17 protein-coding genes are annotated in these 19,167 nt (G+C 67.8%); 9 read left to right on the top strand and 8 right to left on the bottom strand.

What is annotated here, in order from left to right; translation table 11 throughout:
- Nucleotides 1–3,321: carbamoyl-phosphate synthase large subunit (gene carB, locus HC022_RS06650; RefSeq protein ID WP_254884971.1), on the top strand; the 3,321-nt coding region annotated here is incomplete at its 5' end.
- A 153-nt stretch (nucleotides 3,322–3,474) separates the two neighbouring features.
- Here carB and HC022_RS06645 read toward each other — a convergent pair.
- Entirely contained in the window at nucleotides 3,475–4,242 is a 768-nt protein-coding gene (locus HC022_RS06645) for a DUF3800 domain-containing protein (protein ID WP_167451881.1), read from the bottom strand.
- A 448-nt stretch (nucleotides 4,243–4,690) separates the two neighbouring features.
- On the opposite strand from HC022_RS06645, the gene gpmI reads away from it, so the two are divergent.
- The 5 genes from gpmI (at nucleotide 4,691) to HC022_RS06620 (ending at nucleotide 9,757) form a co-directional block, all read left to right on the top strand.
- On the top strand, nucleotides 4,691–6,211 hold the full coding sequence (gene gpmI / locus HC022_RS06640; protein ID WP_167451880.1) for a 2,3-bisphosphoglycerate-independent phosphoglycerate mutase: 1,521 nt from the start codon (nucleotides 4,691–4,693) through the stop codon (nucleotides 6,209–6,211).
- Complete coding sequence (locus HC022_RS06635; RefSeq protein WP_008886445.1) at nucleotides 6,208–7,335, top strand: murein hydrolase activator EnvC; 1,128 nt, start codon at nucleotides 6,208–6,210, stop codon at nucleotides 7,333–7,335. The genes gpmI and HC022_RS06635 overlap by 4 nt, the downstream gene beginning before the upstream one ends.
- A 7-nt stretch (nucleotides 7,336–7,342) precedes the next feature.
- On the top strand, nucleotides 7,343–8,692 hold the full coding sequence (locus tag HC022_RS06630) for a S41 family peptidase (RefSeq protein WP_167451879.1): 1,350 nt from the start codon (nucleotides 7,343–7,345) through the stop codon (nucleotides 8,690–8,692).
- Nucleotides 8,693–8,807: 115 nt separating this feature from the next.
- The gene (locus HC022_RS06625) at nucleotides 8,808–9,293 is read left to right on the top strand and encodes an RNA pyrophosphohydrolase (protein WP_167451883.1); all 486 of its coding nucleotides are present in this window, start codon (nucleotides 8,808–8,810) and stop codon (nucleotides 9,291–9,293) included.
- Complete coding sequence (locus HC022_RS06620) at nucleotides 9,290–9,757, top strand: hypothetical protein (protein ID WP_089956617.1); 468 nt, start codon at nucleotides 9,290–9,292, stop codon at nucleotides 9,755–9,757. Before HC022_RS06625 ends, HC022_RS06620 begins: the two co-directional genes overlap by 4 nt.
- A 53-nt stretch (nucleotides 9,758–9,810) precedes the next feature.
- Here HC022_RS06620 and HC022_RS06615 read toward each other — a convergent pair whose 3' ends face one another.
- Both HC022_RS06615 and HC022_RS06610 read right to left on the bottom strand, forming a co-directional pair.
- The gene (locus HC022_RS06615; RefSeq protein WP_167451878.1) at nucleotides 9,811–11,082 is read right to left on the bottom strand and encodes a lytic murein transglycosylase; all 1,272 of its coding nucleotides are present in this window, start codon (nucleotides 11,080–11,082) and stop codon (nucleotides 9,811–9,813) included.
- 65 nt (nucleotides 11,083–11,147) lie between these two features.
- Nucleotides 11,148–11,858: a YafY family protein gene (locus tag HC022_RS06610; RefSeq protein ID WP_167451877.1), complete on the bottom strand. Its 711-nt coding sequence runs from the start codon at nucleotides 11,856–11,858 to the stop codon at nucleotides 11,148–11,150.
- 85 nt (nucleotides 11,859–11,943) lie between these two features.
- On the opposite strand from HC022_RS06610, the gene HC022_RS06605 reads away from it, so the two are divergent.
- Nucleotides 11,944–12,666 carry a glutathione S-transferase family protein gene (locus HC022_RS06605; RefSeq protein ID WP_167451876.1) on the top strand — a complete coding sequence of 241 codons (723 nt, stop codon included), beginning with the start codon at nucleotides 11,944–11,946 and terminating at the stop codon, nucleotides 12,664–12,666.
- Here HC022_RS06605 and rnr read toward each other — a convergent pair.
- A complete protein-coding gene (gene rnr, locus HC022_RS06600) occupies nucleotides 12,638–14,944 on the bottom strand; it encodes a ribonuclease R (protein WP_167451875.1) in 2,307 nt (768 codons plus the stop codon). The two genes, HC022_RS06605 and rnr, sit on opposite strands and share 29 nt — an antisense overlap.
- A gap of 158 nt (nucleotides 14,945–15,102) precedes the next feature.
- Entirely contained in the window at nucleotides 15,103–16,326 is a 1,224-nt protein-coding gene (gene dapE, locus HC022_RS06595; protein ID WP_254884970.1) for a succinyl-diaminopimelate desuccinylase, read from the bottom strand.
- Nucleotides 16,327–16,482: 156 nt separating this feature from the next.
- Between dapE and HC022_RS06590 the strand changes: the two genes are divergently transcribed.
- Both HC022_RS06590 and HC022_RS06585 read left to right on the top strand, forming a co-directional pair.
- Complete coding sequence (locus HC022_RS06590) at nucleotides 16,483–16,824, top strand: helix-turn-helix transcriptional regulator (protein WP_167451874.1); 342 nt, start codon at nucleotides 16,483–16,485, stop codon at nucleotides 16,822–16,824.
- The gene (locus tag HC022_RS06585) at nucleotides 16,821–17,285 is read left to right on the top strand and encodes an SRPBCC family protein (protein WP_167451873.1); all 465 of its coding nucleotides are present in this window, start codon (nucleotides 16,821–16,823) and stop codon (nucleotides 17,283–17,285) included. Before HC022_RS06590 ends, HC022_RS06585 begins: the two co-directional genes overlap by 4 nt.
- Nucleotides 17,286–17,341: 56 nt before the next feature.
- Here the strand turns inward: HC022_RS06585 and HC022_RS06580 are convergent, their stop codons facing one another.
- The 3 genes from HC022_RS06580 to HC022_RS06570 form a co-directional block, all read right to left on the bottom strand.
- Complete coding sequence (locus HC022_RS06580; protein WP_175583482.1) at nucleotides 17,342–17,674, bottom strand: hypothetical protein; 333 nt, start codon at nucleotides 17,672–17,674, stop codon at nucleotides 17,342–17,344.
- A 110-nt stretch (nucleotides 17,675–17,784) separates the two neighbouring features.
- The gene (locus HC022_RS06575; RefSeq protein ID WP_167451871.1) at nucleotides 17,785–18,819 is read right to left on the bottom strand and encodes a sodium:calcium antiporter; all 1,035 of its coding nucleotides are present in this window, start codon (nucleotides 18,817–18,819) and stop codon (nucleotides 17,785–17,787) included.
- A gap of 4 nt (nucleotides 18,820–18,823) precedes the next feature.
- Nucleotides 18,824–19,069: a GlsB/YeaQ/YmgE family stress response membrane protein gene (locus HC022_RS06570; protein WP_008886602.1), complete on the bottom strand. Its 246-nt coding sequence runs from the start codon at nucleotides 19,067–19,069 to the stop codon at nucleotides 18,824–18,826.
- Nucleotides 19,070–19,167 lie beyond the last annotated feature (98 nt).

Below are 19,167 nucleotides of genomic sequence, written 5' to 3'. Positions count from 1 at the left end.
GATATCAAATCCATCATGATCATCGGCGCAGGGCCCATCATCATCGGTCAGGCCTGCGAATTCGACTATTCCGGCGCCCAGGCCTGCAAGGCCCTGCGCGAAGAAGGCTACCGGGTGATCCTGGTGAACTCGAACCCGGCCACGATCATGACCGACCCCGAGCTCGCCGATGCCACCTACATCGAGCCGATCACCCCCGAGGTCGTCGCCAAGATCATCGAGAAGGAGCGCCCCGACGCGCTGCTGCCGACCATGGGCGGCCAGACCGGCCTCAACACCTCGCTGAAGCTCGAGGAAATGGGCGTGCTCGAGAAGTTCGGCGTCGAGATGATCGGTGCCAAGCGCGAGGCCATCGAGATGGCCGAGGACCGCGCCCTGTTCCGCGAGGCGATGGACCGCATCGGGCTCGAGAACCCGGCCGCCACCATCGTCACCGCGCCGAAGAAGGACAACGGCAAGGCCGACCTCGACGCCGGCGTCGCCATCGCGCTCGAGGCGCTCGAGGACATCGGTCTTCCGGCGATCATCCGCCCCGCCTTCACCCTGGGCGGCACCGGCGGCGGTGTGGCCTACAACCGCGAGGACTACATCCATTTCTGCCGCACCGGCATGGACGCCTCGCCGGTGAACCAGATCCTCGTCGACGAGTCGCTGCTGGGCTGGAAGGAATACGAGATGGAGGTCGTCCGCGACAAGGCGGACAACGCGATCATCGTCTGTTCCATCGAGAACGTCGACCCGATGGGCGTGCACACCGGTGACTCGATCACCGTGGCGCCGGCGCTGACGCTCACCGACAAGGAATACCAGATCATGCGCAACGGCTCGATCGCCGTGCTGCGCGAGATCGGCGTCGAGACCGGCGGTTCCAACGTGCAATGGGCGGTGAACCCCGAGAACGGCCGGATGGTCGTGATCGAGATGAACCCGAGGGTGTCGCGCTCTTCGGCGCTGGCCTCCAAGGCCACAGGCTTCCCCATCGCCAAGATCGCCGCCAAGCTCGCCGTGGGCTACACGCTGGACGAGCTCGACAACGACATCACCAAGGTGACGCCGGCCTCCTTCGAGCCGACCATCGACTACGTGGTCACCAAGATCCCGAAATTCGCCTTCGAGAAGTTCCCGGGCTCCGAGCCCTACCTCACCACCGCGATGAAGTCGGTGGGCGAGGCGATGGCCATCGGCCGCACCATCCACGAGTCGCTGCAGAAGGCGCTGACGTCGATGGAATCGGGCCTCACCGGCTTCGACGAGGTCGAGATCGAGGGCGCTCCCGAGAAATCCGCCGTCATCAAGGCGATCAGCCAGCAGACCCCGGACCGCATGCGCACCATCGCGCAGGCGATGCGCCACGGGCTGTCGGATGACGAGATCCACGGCGTCACCATGTTCGACCCGTGGTTCCTTGCCCGCATCCGCGAGATCGTCGAGGCCGAGGAAGAGGTCCGCGCCGCCGGCCTGCCGCAGGACGAGGGCGGCATGCGCCAGCTCAAGATGCTGGGCTTCACCGACGCGCGCCTCGCCAAGCTCACGGGCTTTTCCGAGAAGGACGTGCGCAACCGCCGGACCTCGCTCGGCGTCACCGCCGTGTTCAAGCGCATCGACACCTGCGCCGCCGAGTTCGAGGCGCAGACGCCCTACATGTACTCCACCTACGAGATGCCGATGATGGGCGAGGTGGAATGCGAGGCGCGTCCCTCGGACAAGAAGAAGGTCGTCATCCTCGGCGGCGGTCCGAACCGGATCGGTCAGGGCATCGAGTTCGACTACTGCTGCTGTCACGCCTGCTTCGCGCTGACCGCCGCGGGTTATGAGACGATCATGATCAACTGCAACCCCGAGACCGTGTCGACCGACTACGACACCTCGGACCGGCTGTACTTCGAGCCGCTGACCTTCGAGCACGTGATGGAGATCCTCCGCGTCGAGCTCGAGCGCGGCACCCTGCACGGCGTCATCGTGCAGTTCGGCGGCCAGACCCCGCTCAAGCTTGCCAACGCGCTCGAGGCCGAGGGCATCCCGATCCTCGGCACCACGCCCGACGCCATCGACCTCGCCGAGGACCGCGAGCGGTTCCAGGCGCTGGTCAACCAGCTGGGTCTCAAGCAGCCGAAGAACGGCATCGCCTCGACCGACGCGCAGGCGCTGGCCATCGCCGACGACATCGGCTTCCCGCTGGTGATCCGCCCCTCCTACGTGCTGGGCGGCCGGGCGATGGAGATCGTCCGCGACATGGCCCACCTCGAGCGTTACATCAACGAGGCCGTGGTGGTCTCGGGTGACAGCCCGGTGCTGCTCGACAGCTACCTCTCGGGTGCGACCGAGCTCGACGTGGACGCGCTCTGCGACGGCGAGAACGTGCACGTGGCGGGCATCATGCAGCACATCGAGGAAGCCGGCGTGCACTCGGGCGACAGCGCCTGCTCGCTGCCGCCCTACTCGCTCTCGGCCGAGGTCATCGACCGGATCAAGGAGCAGACCGTGGCGCTCGCGCGTGCCCTGCGCGTGGTCGGTCTGATGAACGTGCAGTTCGCGATCAAGGACGACGAGATCTACCTCATCGAGGTCAACCCGCGCGCCTCGCGCACCGTGCCCTTCGTCGCCAAGGCGACGGACTCGGCCATCGCCTCCATCGCGGCGCGGATCATGGCCGGCGAGCCGCTGTCCAACTTCCCGCTGCGCGAGGGCTACGCCGCGGACACCGACTACGACACCACCGACGTGCCGATGGCGGATCCGATGACCCTCGCCGACCCGAACATGCCCTGGTACTCGGTCAAGGAGGCCGTGCTCCCCTTCGCCCGCTTCCCGGGCGTCGACACCATCCTCGGGCCGGAGATGCGCTCGACCGGCGAGGTCATGGGCTGGGACCGCTCCTTCCCGCGCGCCTTCCTGAAGGCGCAGATGGGCGCGGGCACCCACCTGCCGACCGAGGGCAACGTGTTCTTCTCGATCAAGGACGCCGACAAGACCGACCAGATGATCGAGGCGGCGCAGGTGCTCTCGGGCATGGGCTTCAAGCTGATCGCCACCGGCGGCACGGCGAAGTTCCTCGAAGCCGCGGGCATCGCCTGCGAGGTGGTCAAGAAGGTCTACGAGGGCCGTCCCAACGTGGTCGACATGATGAAGGACGGCGGCATCCAGCTGGTGCTCAACACCACCGAGGGCGCTGCCTCGGTCGAGGACAGCCGCGAGATCCGCTCGGTCGCGCTCTACGACAAGATCCCCTACTACACCACCGCCGCCGGCGCCCACGCCGCGGTGATGGCAATGCGGTCGCGCGAGGAAGGCGAGATCGTGGTGAAGTCGCTGCAGGGGTGAGGGCGCTGTGTGCAGTTCTGTTGATAAAAATTGAATAACTTGACTCTTGCAAGATGCAGTTGTAACGGGCATGATCGAATCGCAGTTCGTGATGGCATCGCATCATGCCGGAGCAGCTGCCCGAGCGGGGTCTAGTGCCCCGCTCCTCAATTTCTACGAAAGTCTTACAATTCCGTCTGCATGATTGCCCGAGACCCGTTTGTTAATCACTTCATCGGGAATGCACGCATACGCATCAGCGATATCTTTCATCGATAAATCCGACTGCCCGCGTTCGTGTCGCGTTTTTTGAAGCACGCAGTAAGACACAAGATCTGCAATCTGCGTAAATCCGCAGTACTTTGAATTTTTGAAGTTTCCGTCCTTAATGAACATCTCTAGAGGTCGATTGATTGTTTCTCCGTTAGCGGAGCCGGTCGGCAGATAGAGCTTTGCCTTTCGGTAAAGAGAGCGGTATTCGGGGTGGCCTTCATCAAAGAAAGTCATCGCATTCACGCCTCGCTGGCGACACTGCATGCGCATGCGCTGAAATAGGGCATGCATCACGCGAAGCAGCCTCTGCTCGCCGTATAGGGTTCGGCCCCGGTGGCCGGAAACACTCATGATTGACGGCGCACCAAGAAAGCTAAGACCAGATAACGCATCACGGTAGGCACTTATGGCTTCTTCATGCGAGAATTGCCGGTTGCCAAACTTGAAGTTCCCGCGGCGTTTGGCCAGCTTTGACCCGTGAAGTTCATGGCTTTCGGGAATTGTGTGCTTTCTGTAAAGCTCCTTTCTCCAAGCCTTCAGTCCATTCAAATAATCAGGCCAGACGATGTCAAAGCCTCCGTACGGCGATGGCCGAAGGAATGGGACGGTAATTGCAGTCACAACGTAGTTGGTGCCGTCGTTCGACTCATCAATGTAAAACAGGTCCATGCCGTTGTCTTGAAGGCGCATCAATCTCACTCAGCGATTTGGCGAGTAGCATATGTTGCGTGCCAGTTTGCCGCAAGCTGGGGCCCGCGCGGAACAAGGCCGTAGGCCGCCGCGCAAGCGCCGGACCGTCCCGGCGGTCTGGCGCTTTGTTGACGCCCGCTCATCGTGTCGGGGTCCTTCGGATCTGGCAGGGATAAATCGAGAGGTTCGGACGTCGCAGCGCCAGCCCACGGTCCGGCGCTTGCGCGGCTTCGCGTAGGCTTGCTGTGGTTCCTCCGGTGGGCACGCTCTGTGGGCGCATGACGGGTAGCGACCATGCGCGTAGCGACCGAGGCCGCCCGATCTCTCCGCACCAACCACCGCTTCCCGTGCCGCGGTGCCGCATCCTCTCCACATCCCCCCGCAACCCTGCTAAGCCTCCCCTGACCGCAGCAGGAGGGCCGCTCACATGACCACGCCGAAACCCGTTGTCCTGACCATTCTCGATGGATGGGGCCTCCGTGATGATACCGCGTTCAACGCTCCCAAGCTCGCCCGCACCCCGACCATGGACCGGCTCTACGAGACCTGCCCCAACGCCACGCTGGTGACCTTCGGGCCCGACGTCGGCCTGCCGACAGGGCAGATGGGCAACTCCGAGGTGGGCCACACCAACATCGGCGCGGGGCGCGTGGTCGCGATGGATCTCGGGCAGATCGACCTTGCCATCGAGGACGGCAGCTTCTTCGGCAACGAGGCCATCAAGGCCTTCGCCGCCACGGTGAAGGACGCCAAGGGCACCGCGCACCTGATGGGCGTGGTCTCGGACGGCGGCGTGCACGGCCATATCGAGCACATCAAGGCGGCGGTGAAGATGGTCACCGACCTCGGCTGCAGGGTCGTCGTCCACGCCATAACCGACGGGCGCGACGTGTCGCCGAAATCCGGCGAGGCCTTCGTCAGGGCGCTGAACGACAGCCTCCCCGAGGGTGCCAGCATCGGCACCGTGATCGGGCGCTATTACGCCATGGACCGCGACAACCGCTGGGAGCGGGTCGAGCAGGCCTATGACGCGATGATCCTCGGCAAGGGCGAGCGCGCCCCCGACCCGGTGACCGCGGTGAGCCAGAGCTACGCCAAGGACAAGACCGACGAGTTCATCCCGGCCACGGTGATCGACGGCTACGAGGGGCTGAAGGCCGGTGACGGCTTCATCTGCATGAACTTCCGCGCCGACCGTGCCCGCGAGATCCTCAAGGCCATCGGCGAGCCCGGTTTCGATGGGTTCGAGCGCGACAAGCCCGAGCTGTCGGCGCTGCTGGGGATGGTCGAGTATTCCGACGCCCACAATGCCTACATGGCCACCGCCTATCCCAAGCGCGTCATCGTCAACACCATCGGCGAGTGGGTGGCCAAGCACAAGCTGCGGCAGTTCCGCCTGGCCGAGACCGAGAAATATCCGCACGTGACCTTCTTCCTCAACGGCGGCAAGGAAGAGCCCGAGGAGGGCGAGGACCGCTTCATGCCGAAGTCGCCCAAGGTGGCGACCTACGACCTGCAGCCCGAGATGTCCGAGCCCGAGGTCGCGGACCGGTTCGTCGCCGCCATCGAGAGCGGTGAGTACGACCTGATCGTGACCAACTTCGCCAACCCTGACATGGTGGGACACACCGGCGTGCTCGAGGCGGCGATTGCCGCCTGCGAGGCGGTGGACCACGGGCTTGGCAGGGTGGTCGCGGCGCTCGAGAAGGTCGGCGGCGCGATGCTGGTGATCGCGGACCACGGCAATTGCGAGACCATGTGGGACGAGGCCACCAACGGCCCGCACACGGCGCATACCACGAACCTCGTGCCGGTGATCCTGTATGGCGGGCCCGAGGGGGCGAAGGTGCATGACGGCAGGCTCGCCGACGTGGCGCCGACGCTGCTGCAGCTGATGAACCTCGAACAGCCCGAGGAGATGACGGGCCAGAGCCTCATCGACCTGTGAAACGCATCGCGCTGGCCCTGACACTGCTGGCGACGCCGGTCCTCGCACAGGATCCGGCCGAGGCCGCGCGTGCCGCGGCCTCGGCGCTGGAGCAGGCCTCGATGCAGCTTGATGCCGCCGAAAGCGCCCGTGACCGGGTGCGCGCGCTCACCGGCACGGTGAAGGCCTACGAGGCGGGGCTTGCCGCGATGCGCGGCGGGTTGCGCGACGCGGCCATCCGCGAGACCGAGCTTACCCGGCGCCTGCAGAGCCAGGAGGCGGAGATCGCCCAGCTTCTGGGCGTCCTCTCGAGCCTCGGCGGCCGCGCTGCGCCCTCGGCGATGCTGCACCCTCAGGGCCCGGTGGGCGCCGCACGGGCGGGAATGATGCTGGCCTCGGTGACCCCGGGCCTCAGCGCCGAGGCGCAGGCGCTTCGCGCGGATCTCGACGAGGTGACCGCGCTGCGCACGCTGCAGCAAAGCGCGGCCGAGACCCTGCAGGAGGGACTTGAAGGCGTGCAGCAGGCGCGCACCGACCTGAGCCAGGCCATCGCCGACCGGACCGACCTGCCGACGCGCTTCACAGAGGATCCGATCCGCACGGCGATCCTGATCTCGTCGACCGAGACGCTCGAGGGGTTCGCCAGCGGACTGTCGCAGATCACCAGCGACGAAGTGCCGACCGAACTGCCGCCCATCGAGGACCGGAAGGGCGCGCTCGAGATGCCGGTGCAGGGCCAGATCCTGCGCCGCGCGGGCGAGGCCGACGCCGCGGGCGTGGCGCGACCGGGCATCGTCATCGCCACCCGCCCCGAGGCGCTGGTCACCACGCCTACCGCGGCGACGGTGCGCTACAGCGGGCCGCTGCTCGATTACGGGCTGGTGTCGATTCTGGAGCCGCAGCCGGATCTGCTCTTCGTGATCGCCGGACTCGAGGTCGCCTACGGCCGCGCCGGCGAGGTTCTGCCCGAAGGATCGCCAGTTGGCCTGATGGGCGGGACGCTGGACGGCACGAACCCTGCGGCAGGGGCGTCACCATCTGTTGAAGGGGGTGGCGCTGGACGCACGGAGACGCTCTATATAGAGGTCAGACAGGGCGACAGGCCCGTGGACCCGCTCACGTGGTTCGCAAGCGACAAGGGATGATATGGGCATGAACAAGTTTCTGATGGCCGCAATCGGCGGCACGGTCGCCGGCGTCGTCGCGACAACGCAATTCGTGGGTCCGCTCGTGGCTCAGGAAGCCGACAAGCAGGCCAGCGTCTACGAACAGCTCGACCTGTTCGGCGACATCTTCGAGCGCATCCGGGCGCAATACGTCGAGGACGTCGAACCGGGCGAGCTGATCGAGGCCGCGATCAACGGCATGCTGACCTCGCTCGACCCGCACTCGAGCTACCTGCCCCCCGATGACGCCGAGAACATGCGCGTGCAGACCCGTGGCGAGTTCGGAGGTCTCGGCATCGAGGTGACGCAGGAAGACGGCTTCGTGAAGGTGGTCTCGCCGATCGACGACACCCCGGCGGCCGAGGCGGGCATCGAGTCCGGCGACTTCATCACCCACGTCGATGGCGAGTCGGTGCTGGGCATGACCCTCGACGAGGCGGTCGACCTGATGCGCGGCCCGGTCGGGTCCGAGATCGTCATCACCGTGGTGCGCGAGGGCGAGGAAGAGCCCTTCGACGTGACCATCACCCGCGACACCATCAAGCTCACCGCCGTGCGCACCCGTCTCGAGGGCGACACCGTGGTGCTGCGCGTCACGACCTTCAACGACCAGACCTATCCCAACCTCGCGGAAGGGCTGGCCGAGCGCATCGAGGAAGCCGGTGGTGCCGACAAGGTCAACGGCATCGTGCTCGACCTGCGCAACAACCCGGGCGGCCTCCTGACCCAGGCGATCAAGGTTTCGGATGCCTTCCTCGACAAGGGCGAGATCGTCTCGACCCGCGGCCGCAACCCCGAGGACGGTGAGCGCTTCAACGCCACCGAGGGCGCCCTGACCGACGGCAAGCCGATGGTCGTGCTGATCAACGGCGGTTCGGCCTCGGCCTCCGAGATCGTCGCCGGCGCGCTGCAGGATCACCGCCGCGCCGTGGTCGTGGGCACCAAGAGCTTCGGCAAGGGCTCGGTCCAGACCGTGATGCCGGTGCGTGGCGACGGCGCGATGCGCCTGACCACCGCGCGCTACTACACGCCGTCGGGCCGCTCGATCCAGGCGCTCGGCGTGTCGCCGGACATCGTGGTCCAACAGCCCCGCCCGCGCCCGGAAGAGGAAGAGGATGAGGCGACCAACCGTTTCAGCCGCTCCGAGGCCGACCTGCGCGGTCGTCTCGACAACGACAGCCTCACCGAGGAGGAGGTTCGCCAGATCGAGGAGGACCGTGCCAAGGCCGAGGCCGCGGCGGCGCTGCGCGAGGAGGATTACCAGCTCGCCTACGCCATCGACATCCTCAAGGGCCTGAGCGTTCTCGAGACCGAGAAGGCGCAGCTCGAACAGTGACCGTGTCGGCGGGGGTGCATGATTGTTCCTCCGCCGTTGCCACCCCCGGCCTTGCCCCCGCCGGGCGCCCGCAGTTCCAAGACGAGAGGCTCCGATGACGGCAAAGACCAAGGACCTGACCGCAGAGGACATCGCGAAGCTGCCCTATCGCCCCTGCGTCGGCGTGATGCTGGTGAACGCGGCGAACGAGGTCTTCGTGGGCCAGCGCATCGACAGCGAGATCCCCGCCTGGCAGATGCCGCAGGGCGGTGTCGACAAGGGCGAGGCGCCGCGCGACGCCGCCCTGCGCGAGCTCTGGGAAGAGACCGGCGTGATCTCGGATCTGGTGACCGTCGAGGCCGAGAGCCCCGAGTGGTACCCCTACGACCTGCCGCATGACATCGTGCCCCGGATCTGGAAGGGCCGTTTCCGCGGGCAGGAGCAGAAGTGGTTCCTGCTGCGCTTCCACGGCACCGACGAGCAGGTCAACATTCAGACCGACCACCCCGAGTTCTCGACCTGGCGCTGGCTGGCGCCGTCCGAGGTCGTCGGCCAGATCGTGCCCTTCAAGCGCGCCGTCTACGAACGGGTGCTTGCCGATTTCGCGGAGTACCTGTCATGAAACGCCTGCTCCTCTCGCTTCTGGCCTCTGCCGTGCTGGCGCAACCCGCGCTGGCGCTGAGCTGCGCCCCCGCCGACCTCAGCCGCGACTTCCGCGCTGCCGCCGAGTCCGAGGACACCTGGGTGGTGGTCGAGGGCGTGGTGACGCCGGATCGCGCGTCGCTGCCGACCTCGTCCGACGACAAGGGCGTGCCGCGCACGCTGAACGCGCGGCTCAAGGGCATGTCGCTGGGGGCAGGCGGCTTCGTCAACGAGTTCGACGCCGACATCACGGTGAACGTGACCTGCGCCGGTCCGTGGTGCGGCTCCGTCCCGTCAGGCAAGGTGCTGGCGTTCCTCAGGCAGCAAGACGGGACCCTGGTGATGACCAGCGGTCCGTGTCCGGCGATGCTCTACGCCAACCCTACCGACGCGCAGAAGGCCGAGATCGTCGCCTGCGTGACCGAAGGCAGCTGCGGCCAGTAGGTAGCCAGTAGGCAGACAAGGGGCCGGGAAACGGCCCCCTTTTCACGGAATGATCAGCGCAGGGCCTCGAGCACCTGCAGCGAGGCGTAGCCATCCGGCACCGCGCCGATGCTCTGCTGGTAGCCGCGCACCGCGTCGATGGTGAGCGGGCCGATACGGCCGTCGATCTTCTCGGGGTCGAAACCCGCGTCGCGCAGCCGCTCCTGCAGTTCGAGCCGTTCGTCCAGCGTCAGCGCCCGGTCCTCGCGCGGCCAGCCGTGGCGGATCTCCGGCCCGCCGAGGATGCGGTCGCCAAGGTGGCCGACCCCGATGACATAGGCGTCGGCGGTGTTGTAGCGCTCGATCACCGCGAAGTTCTCGAAGATCATGAAGGCCGCGCCCTGATGGCCGCCAGGCAGCAGCACCGAGGCCGGGCCGTGGTCGGCGATGGGCTTGCCGTCCATGTCGGTCACGCCGAGCGCCGCCCAGTCCGAGGGCAGCTTCTCGATCTCGCGGTCGGCGAGCGTGTAGTCGAAGCCCTCGGGCAGCCGCACCTCGACGCCCCACGGCTGGCCCTTGGTCCAGCCGTTCTCGGCGAGGTAATGCGCCGCCGAGGCCAGCGCGTCGGCGGGATCGTCCGACCAGATGTCGCGGCGGCCGTCGCCGTCCCAGTCCTGCGCCAGCGCAAGGAACGACGAGGGCATGAACTGCGTGTGTCCCATCGCACCGGCCCACGAGCCCTTCATGTTGGCGGGCACCGTGTCGCCGCTCTGCAGGATGGTCAGCGCGTCGACGAGCTGGCCCTCGAAGAAGGTCCCGCGCCGGGTGTCATAGGCGAGCGAGGCCAGAGACCGGATCACCGGCTCGGTGCCGCGGAAGGTGCCGAAGGCACTCTCGAGACCCCAGATCGCCACGACGGCCTGCTTGTCGACGCCGTAGCGCTCCTCGATCCGGTCGAGCAGGGCGCGATTCTCGGCAAGTGCCTTCTTCCCGGCGGCGATGCGGGCCTCGGAGGCGGCGCTGTCCAAGTAGACCCAGACGGTCTTGGTGAACTCGTTCTGGTTGCGGTCGCGCTCGATCACCTTGGGGTCGTACTCGACGCCCCGGAAGGCGGCGTCGAAGACCTCGGGCGCGATGCCCTGCTCCAGCGCCCGGCTGCGGAAGTCGCGGACCCAGTCCGCGAACCCGGCGGCGCCCTTGACGTCCTGCGGCGCGCGCACCGCGGTGCCCTGCGTCGACACGAAGGGCCGCGCCTCTGGGCGCAACGACGCGTGCGGCGCGGTGGCCTGCGCGGCGGCGCCGGTGGCGAAAATGCTCATGAATATGGTCAGGGCCCGCATTCTCATGGCGGCTGCTCCTCTCCTTGTGCCTCGCGCAAAGGGTATCCTGTCCGCGCGGTTTTGCGAAGGGCTCAGCCAGCGCGGTCGCGGTTTCCCGCTATGTCCTCGCGCAGCCGTTCGAGGTAGCTGCGCAGAAGAGGCACCCGCTCGGGGCGGAAGCTGTCGCCGGTGATCTTGAGCGCCGCCATCCGGTCGAGGCGGAACATCCTGAAATCCTTCCGCAACAGGCACCACGCCAGCAGGCAGTGGCTGCGGTCGAAGAGCACGATGGAAAGCGGCTTCACCTGGCGTGCGGTGGCCTGCCCGGCGGCGTCGACGTAGTCGAAGCAGATCGCGACCTCGGTGCGCATTGCCTGCCGGATCGCCCGCGAATCGACCGCCGGGGGCACCGGCGGGTCGAAGCGGTGCGCGGTCAGCCCCGCGTGGCGCAGCTGCTGCGCCTGCCGCTCCGGCAGCCGCGCGCGCAGCTTCGAGAGCGCGCTCTGCGCCCCTTCGGCGAGCGCCGGATCCCCAAGCGCGGCCACCTCGCTCAGCCCCAGCACCAGCGCCTCGATCTCGTCGTCGGTGAACGACAGCGGCGGCATGTGCGGGTCCTCGATCAGCGTGTAGCCATAGCCCGCGGCCCCGTCGATCACCGCGCCGAGGCCGCGCAGCGCCTCGATGTCGCGGTAGAGCGTGCGCTCCGAGACGCCGGTCTCCTGCGCCAGCGCGGCGGCAGTGGCGGGCGAGGGCAGGCGGCGCAGCGCCTGCATGAGCTGGAAGAGGCGGACGGTCCGGGACATGACCCGATCATGCTGCCACGTCCTGACGGAAACTGACAGGAGTCTCGCTCAGGATCGGGGACAATCCCTGTCAGGAGCCCGACCGATGCTGATCCTTCGAAGCTTTCGCCCCGGCGGCGGCGAACCCAGTTATAGCCCGTTCTGCGTCAAGGCCATGTGCCTGCTGGAGATGTCCGGCATGGACTGGCGACCGCGCTGGGAGACCATGCCCAACGGTCCCTACCGTCACCTGCCCGCGCTCGAGACGCCCGACGGCGTGATCGGCGACAGCAACCTCATCCTGCGCTGGCTCGAGGCGCAGGGCGCGCCGATGTTCCCCGGCTTCGACGCCACCGCCCGCGCGATGGCCCACATGACCATCCGCACCATCGAGGAAAGCCTGCGCCACGCGCTGACCACGCAGCGCTGGATCGACGACGCCGGCTGGCACCACACCAAGTCCGCCCTCTTCGGCGCCATGCCCGCGCCGTTGCGCGCGGTGCTGCCCGAGCTGTTCCGTGGCAGGGTCCGCAAGGGGCTGCACTGGCAGGGCTTCACCCGCCTCAGCGAAAGCGACCGCATGGCCTGGGTCGGCGCCGATCTCGACGCGCTCGAGGGCGTGCTCGGCGACGGCGACTGGCTGTTCGGCGCCCGGCCCTCGGCCGCCGACTGCGCGGCGGTGCCATTCCTCAGCATGATGAACGCCCACCCGGTGGAAACGCCCCTGCGCCGCGCGCTGCGGTCGCGGGGACGGCTGATGGACTACGTGGCGCGGGGGCGGTCGCAGCTCTACCCGGAGGTCAGCTCTTCGTTGTCCGTCGCCGCGTGACCTTGCGCTTGACCTTGGCGTCCTTGTGCCGCGCCTTCGCCTCCTTGCGGCGCGGGGGCCCGCCGGGCTTGCCACGGCCGGCGCCGCCGGGACGGCGCGACGGCCGCCCGGTGCCACGGCCCTGCGGCATCTCGGCATCCTCGAGCTCGAGCAGCTCGAGCCCGATGCCGCCGGTGACCGGCGCCGCATCCACGAGCTTTACCAGCACCCGCTGGCCAAGCGCGATGATGACCCCGGTGTCGGCACCCATCAGCGTGCCCGCCTCGCGGTCGAAGTGGAAATACTCGCGCCCGAGGTTGCGCATCGGGATAAGCCCGTCGGCGCCGGTCTCGTCGAGCTTCACGAAGACCCCGAACTTGGCGATGCCGCTGATGCGCCCGCCGAACTCGGCCCCGATCCGGTCGCTGAGATAGGCGGCGAGATAGCGGTCGTTGGTGTCGCGCTCTGCCATCATCGACCGCCGTTCGGTGTCCGAGACGTGCTGCGCGGTCTGCTCCAGCCGCTCGATCTCCTGCTCGGTGAGCCCGTCGTCGCCCCAGCCATGGGCCGAGATCAGCCCGCGGTGGACGATCAGGTCCGAGTAGCGCCGGATCGGCGAGGTGAAGTGGGCGTAGTTCTGCAGCGCAAGGCCGAAGTGGCCGAAGTTCGCGGGCGAGTAGTAGGCCTGCGTCATGCTGCGCAGGGTGGCGAGGTTGATGAGCTCGGCCTCTTCCTTGCCCGCCGCGTCATGCAGCAGCTTGTTGAGATGCGCGGTCTTCAGCACCTGCCCCTTGGCCAGCGTCAGCCCCGAGGCCTCGGCGGTCTCGCGCAGGCTCTCGAGCTTGTCGGCGGGCGGTTCCTCGTGGACGCGGAACAGCAGCGGCGTGCGCTTGGCGATCAGCGTCTCGGCGGCGGCGACGTTGGCGAGGATCATGAACTCCTCGATCAGCCGATGCGCGTCGAGCCGCTCGACGAAGTTGACCGAGGTCACCTTGCCCTCGTCGCTCAGCACCACCTTGCGCTCGGGCAGGTCGAGATCCAGCGGCTGCCGCCGCGCCCGCGCCGCCTTGAGCGCGGCATAGGCGGCATAGAGCGGCGCGATCACCGGCTCGAGCAGCGGCCCGGTCTTTTCGTTGGGCGCGCCGTCCTGCGCCGCCTGCACCTCCTGGTAGGTCAGCGAGGCGGGCGAGCGCATCAGCCCGCGCACGAACTTGTGGGATGTCTTGTTGCCCTCGGCGTCGATCACCATGCGCACGGCGATGCAGGCGCGCGGCACGCCCTCGTGCAGCGAGCAGAGATCGCCCGAAAGCCGGTCCGGCAGCATCGGCACCACCCGGTCGGGGAAGTAGCTCGAGTTGCCGCGCTTTTTGGCCTCGCGGTCGAGCTTCGAGCCCGGCCGCACGTAATGCGCCACGTCGGCGATGGCGACCCAGAGCACATGGCCGCCGGCGTTCTTCGGGTCCACGTCGGGTTCGGCAAAGACAGCGTCGTCGTGGTCGCGCGCGTCCGACGGATCGATGGTGACGAGCGGCACCTCGCGCAGGTCGGTGCGGCCCTTGAGCCCGGCGGGCTTCATCTGGTCCGCCTCGTCGACCACCTCGGGCGGGAAGTCGTCGGGGATGCCATGCTGGTGGATGGCAATGAGCGACACCGCCTTGGGCTCGGACGGATCACCGAGCCGCATGACGATGCGCGCCTTGGGCAGCCCCATGCGGGTGGCGCGGGGGCCGGCCTGCTCGGCCTCGACCAGCTCGCCGTCCTTGGCGCCGTGGGTGGCGTCGGGGCCGACGATCCACTCCTTGTCCGCGCCCTTGTCGATGGGCAGGATGCGGCCGCCCTCGGCGCCCTTGCGGAAGATGCCCACCACCTTGCGGGGGCTCATGCCGATGCGCCGGATCAGCCGCGCCTCGTAATTGTGGTCGGCCTCGTGAACCACCTGCAACCGCGCGAGGATCCGGTCGCCCTCGCCGAGCGCCGGGTCCGAGGCGCGCGGCACCACCAGCACGACGGGCTCGACGCCCTCGCCATGCCACTCGAGCGGCAGCGCGAAGAGATCGCCGTTCTCGTCCGGCGCGCGGACCTGCAGCACCGACACCGGCGGCAGCCGGTCGGGGTCGCGATAGGTCTTCTTGCGCTTTTCGAGATGGCCCTCGGACTCGAGTTCCTTGAGGATGCGCTTCAGGTCGATGCGCGCAGCCCCCTTGATGCCAAAGGCCTTGGCAATGTCACGTTTGGCGGAAAGGGTCGGGTTCGCGGCGATCCAGTCGAGGATCTCCGCCTTGCTCGGCAGGGTGCTCATGCCTCTCAGCTAGCATGCCGAAAGGCAGGCGTCATGACGATTCTCGCACCGGTTCCCCCGGGTGCCGCGCCCCTGCTTCCTCTGGCTCCAAATATCCCGGGGGTCCGGGGGCAGAGCCCCCGGCCGGTCGGACGCAAAGCCTCCGAAACACCTGTCATTCAGGCGGACGCAAAGCGTCCGGGTGACCCGCCCCAAATCAGACTTCCCACTGCCGCATAGCCGGAAGGGGCGGGTGCGCGTCTGGTCGCGCAATAGTCGCGCAGGATTCGGGTGTAGATCGCCTTGAGCTCCCCGATCTGCGCGACCGGCACGTTCTCGTCGACCTGGTGCATGGTCTTGCCGACCAGCCCGAACTCGACCACAGGGCAGTGGTCCTTGACGAAGCGCGCGTCCGAGGTGCCGCCGGTGGTCGACAGCTCCGGCCGGCGCCCGGTCTCGGCCTCGACCGCGCCCGCGATCAGGTCCGAGAGCGCGCCCGGAGGCGTCAGGAAGCTCTCGCCCGAGATCTTTATCCGCACCTCGGTGGTGCAGCCGAACTCGGCGTCGATCTTCGCCGCCTCCGCCCGCAGCCACTCGGACAGCGAGGCGCCGGTATGGGCGTCGTTGAAGCGGATGTTCACCGCGGCGCGGGTCTGCGCCGGGATCACGTTGGTGGCCGGGTTGCCGGTGTCGATGGTGACCACCGCCAGCGTCGTGGCGTCGAAATGCTCGGTGCCGCGGTCGAGCTCGTGCGAGGCCAGCCGGTCCATCAGCCGCGCCACCGCCGGCATCGGGTTCAGCGCCCGGTGCGGGTAGGCCGCGTGGCCCTGCCGCCCGCTCACCGTGAACCACGCGGTCATCGAGCCACGGCGGCCGATCTTCATCATCTCGCCCATCTCCGAGGGGCAGGTGGGCTCGCCCACGAGGCAGACCGACATGCGCTCGCCCTCTGCCGCCATCCAGTCGAGCAGCGCCACGGTGCCGTGCTCGGCGTCGCCCTCCTCGTCGCCGGTGATCGCCAGCACCACGGCGCCCTCGGGCGGGGTGTCGCGGACGAAATCCACCGCCGCCGCGGCAAAGGCCGCCACGCCGGACTTCATGTCCGTGGCGCCGCGGCCGAACATGATGCCGTCGCGGATCTCGGCGCCGAAGGGATCGGCGCTCCAGGCGTCGACGTCGCCCACCGGCACCACGTCGGTGTGGCCGTTGAAGCCGAAGGTGCGGGCGTGGGCCTTGTCGCCCCAACGGGCGTAGAGGTTCGAGATGCCGCCCCGGTCGACGCGGGTGCAGGCAAAGCCCGCGCCTTCGAGCAGCGATTGCAGCACGCCGAGGGCGCCGCCGTCGTCGGGCGTCACCGAGGGGCAGCGGATCAGGTCCGCGGTCAGCGCTACGGGATCGGTCATCTGGGGCTTGCCTCCGGTCTTGTGTCGCGCATGGCTACCGCGCCGGGGCAGACAAGGCAAATGGGTCCCGGTTCGGGGCGACATGCCCCTGCTGAAACTTAGCTTAACGGCTAAGTTTTTCTTGCCTCGGAGCGGCGCCGAAGATTACTTAGTCACATGGCTAAGCTTGACCCGATTCTCGATCTTCACTTCGCGGCGCTGGGGGACAGCACACGGCGCGAGATCCTCAGCCGGCTGGCGCGCGGCAGCGCCACCGTGAGCGAGCTCGCGGCGACGCACGACATGGCGCTGCCATCGTTCATGGGGCACCTGAAGAAGCTCGAGGAGGCCGGGCTCATCGTCTCGCGCAAGGAAGGCCGGGTGCGGATCTGCACCCTGGCGCCTGATGCCTTCGTCCCGGCGCAGGACTGGCTGTCCGCGCAGCGCGATCTCTGGAACGGACGGCTCGACCGTCTCGACGACTACGTCACCAACCTGATGAAGGAACGCAACTCATGAAGCTCGATCCCGAAACCGACCTGTCCTTCACCCGCAAGCTGGCGGTGCCCCGGGCGCTGGTCTGGGAGTGCTGGACCACGCCGGAGCACATCCGGCACTTCTTCGTCCCGAGGCCGCACGAGGTGACCTCGTGCGAGATCGACCTGCGTGTCGGCGGCCGCTTCAACACGGTGATGAAGGTGGGCGAGCACGAGATGGACAACAAGGGCGTCTATCTCGAGGTGGTCGACGGCGAAAAGCTGGTCTTTACCGATGCCTACAGCGAAGGCTGGAAGCCCGCGCCGGACCCGTTCATGACCGCGATCATCCTGCTGGAGGACGACCCCGAGGGCGGCACCACCTACACCGCCATCGCGCGGCACCGCTCGCCCGAGGCGAGCAAGACGCACGAGGACATGGGCTTCTTCGACGGCTGGGGCACCGTGGTCACGCAGCTCGAGGAATACGCCCAGACGCTGTGACGCCTCGCGCCTGCGGGGAGGCGCGGACGCCACGACGCGTCACGAGGCGACGCGGATCAGCCCTCGTCGAAGAACGGTGTGATCTGTGCGACGATGACCGAGTTCTCCTCGAGCGCGCGGGCCATCAGCGCCTGCTCTTCCTCGTCGATCTCGTGACCCTGCGCGCGGCGTTCCTCTTCGGTGCCGTAGCCGGTCACGTCCAGAGGCGCGAGATCGGCCTGCTTGAGGATCCCCACGGTCTCGCGCACCGCCTCGGACTCGTCCACGCCGCTGGCATAGCACATCAGCGCCGCACCCGTCGCCTCGTCGGGCAGGCCGTCGCCCGCCTTGCGGCCGACTTCGACCACAAGGGTGTAGACCTGTTGCCGGGATGGTTTCTTGCTGGCCATGGGGTGCTCCGTCTTTGGCGCGGGAGCCATGGAGTGCGGCGCCCGTTCTGTCAAGAGCCCGGGCCCCGCACCCCGTTCCGCGCCGGTCGAGCGCACTCAGTCGGGCGCCCTCAATCGGGCGCGAAGAGTTCGACCGCGACGGCGCAGGCGTAGACCACCATGAGCAGCACGCTCTCGATGCCGATCCGGGCCGGACCCTCGCGCTGGCGCAGGATCAGCCCGCCGAGCAGGATTGCCGTCATCAGCATGCCCGTCGCCAGCCAGTAGAGGTCGGTTTGCCCCACCGCCTGGTAGATCGAGCCCTCGCGGTAGGCGACGTCCGAGAACACCAGGAACAGCGTGTCGAAGGTGTTGCCGCCGATGATCCCGCCGACCGCCAGCTGCAGCGAGCCGCGCCGCACCGCTACCAGCGTGGTGACCAGTTCCGGCAGCGAGGTGATGACGGCGGTGATCAGCGCGCCGACGAGGCTCGAGGTCAGGCCGAAGCGGGTGATGAAGGCGCCGCCGACCTGGCTGATGACCCAGCCCGCGAGGCCCATGACCGCCACCAAGGCGGCGAAGACCAGCGCCGGCCGGAGCACCGGCGCGTCGGGGTCGTTCTCGTCGTCGGGCTCGTCGCGGCGGGTGTCGCGGGTCTCGACCGGGCGCCACATCGGGCTCTCGCTGACCGCGGCCGAGAGGCGCACGCCCCAGAGATAGGCGAGGAACATGACGATCGACACCGGCGACACGCCGAAATAGGCGACGTCCGGCCCGGCCATGCCGGCGATGGGCAGGCTGAGCAGGATCAGCAGCATCACCGCCTGGAACAGGTTGGCGGGCTCGGCGGCGGCGTGTTCGAGGTTCACCCGCCGGTGCAGCAGGTCGGCAATGGCGAGGAACAGCGTCTGCACCGCGATCCCGCCCACCGCGTTCGAGACGGCAAAGCTCGCGTCTCCGCCGGCGGCGCCGGTGACCGACACCACGACGCCCGACAGCGACGTCGCCCCGCCCAGCAGCACGCCGCCGGCAAGCGCCTCTCCGAGGCGGGTGCGGTCGGCGATGATGTCGGCAAGTGTGGTGGCGCGGATGGATACGGCCACGACAATGGCCCCCGCCAGGGCAAAAACCCCCAGCAGGAGCGGAAGCGACAGATCCTGGATCAATGGATCAGCTGCGGACTTTGCGCACGATCCAGATCAGGCCACTGGCACCGATGATGCCCACGATAAGCTGCGGCACCCAGGTGTTGGCGGCGTATATTCCCAGCAGGGAAAGAATGGTGTTGAGCACGACTGCGCCCACGATGCCTAGGATGATGTTCAGAAGGATGCCGGTGTCGGCCTTCATGATCATGCTGGCAATCCAGCCGGCGAGCCCGCCGACGATGATGGATGCGATAAGTCCAAGTCCCATGGTAAAACCCCCGTTCACGGTTAATCGTCCGGGGATTAACCGCGCTGGAGGCCCGTGGGTTCCCGGCGAAATTCCGCGTCGCGGCAAGTGCCCGCGCC

It is taken from the genome of Salipiger sp. HF18 (assembly GCF_011806505.1).
GTDB classification, from domain to species: domain Bacteria; phylum Pseudomonadota; class Alphaproteobacteria; order Rhodobacterales; family Rhodobacteraceae; genus Salipiger; species Salipiger thiooxidans.
This window is presented reverse-complemented; position numbering and strand designations above follow the sequence as displayed.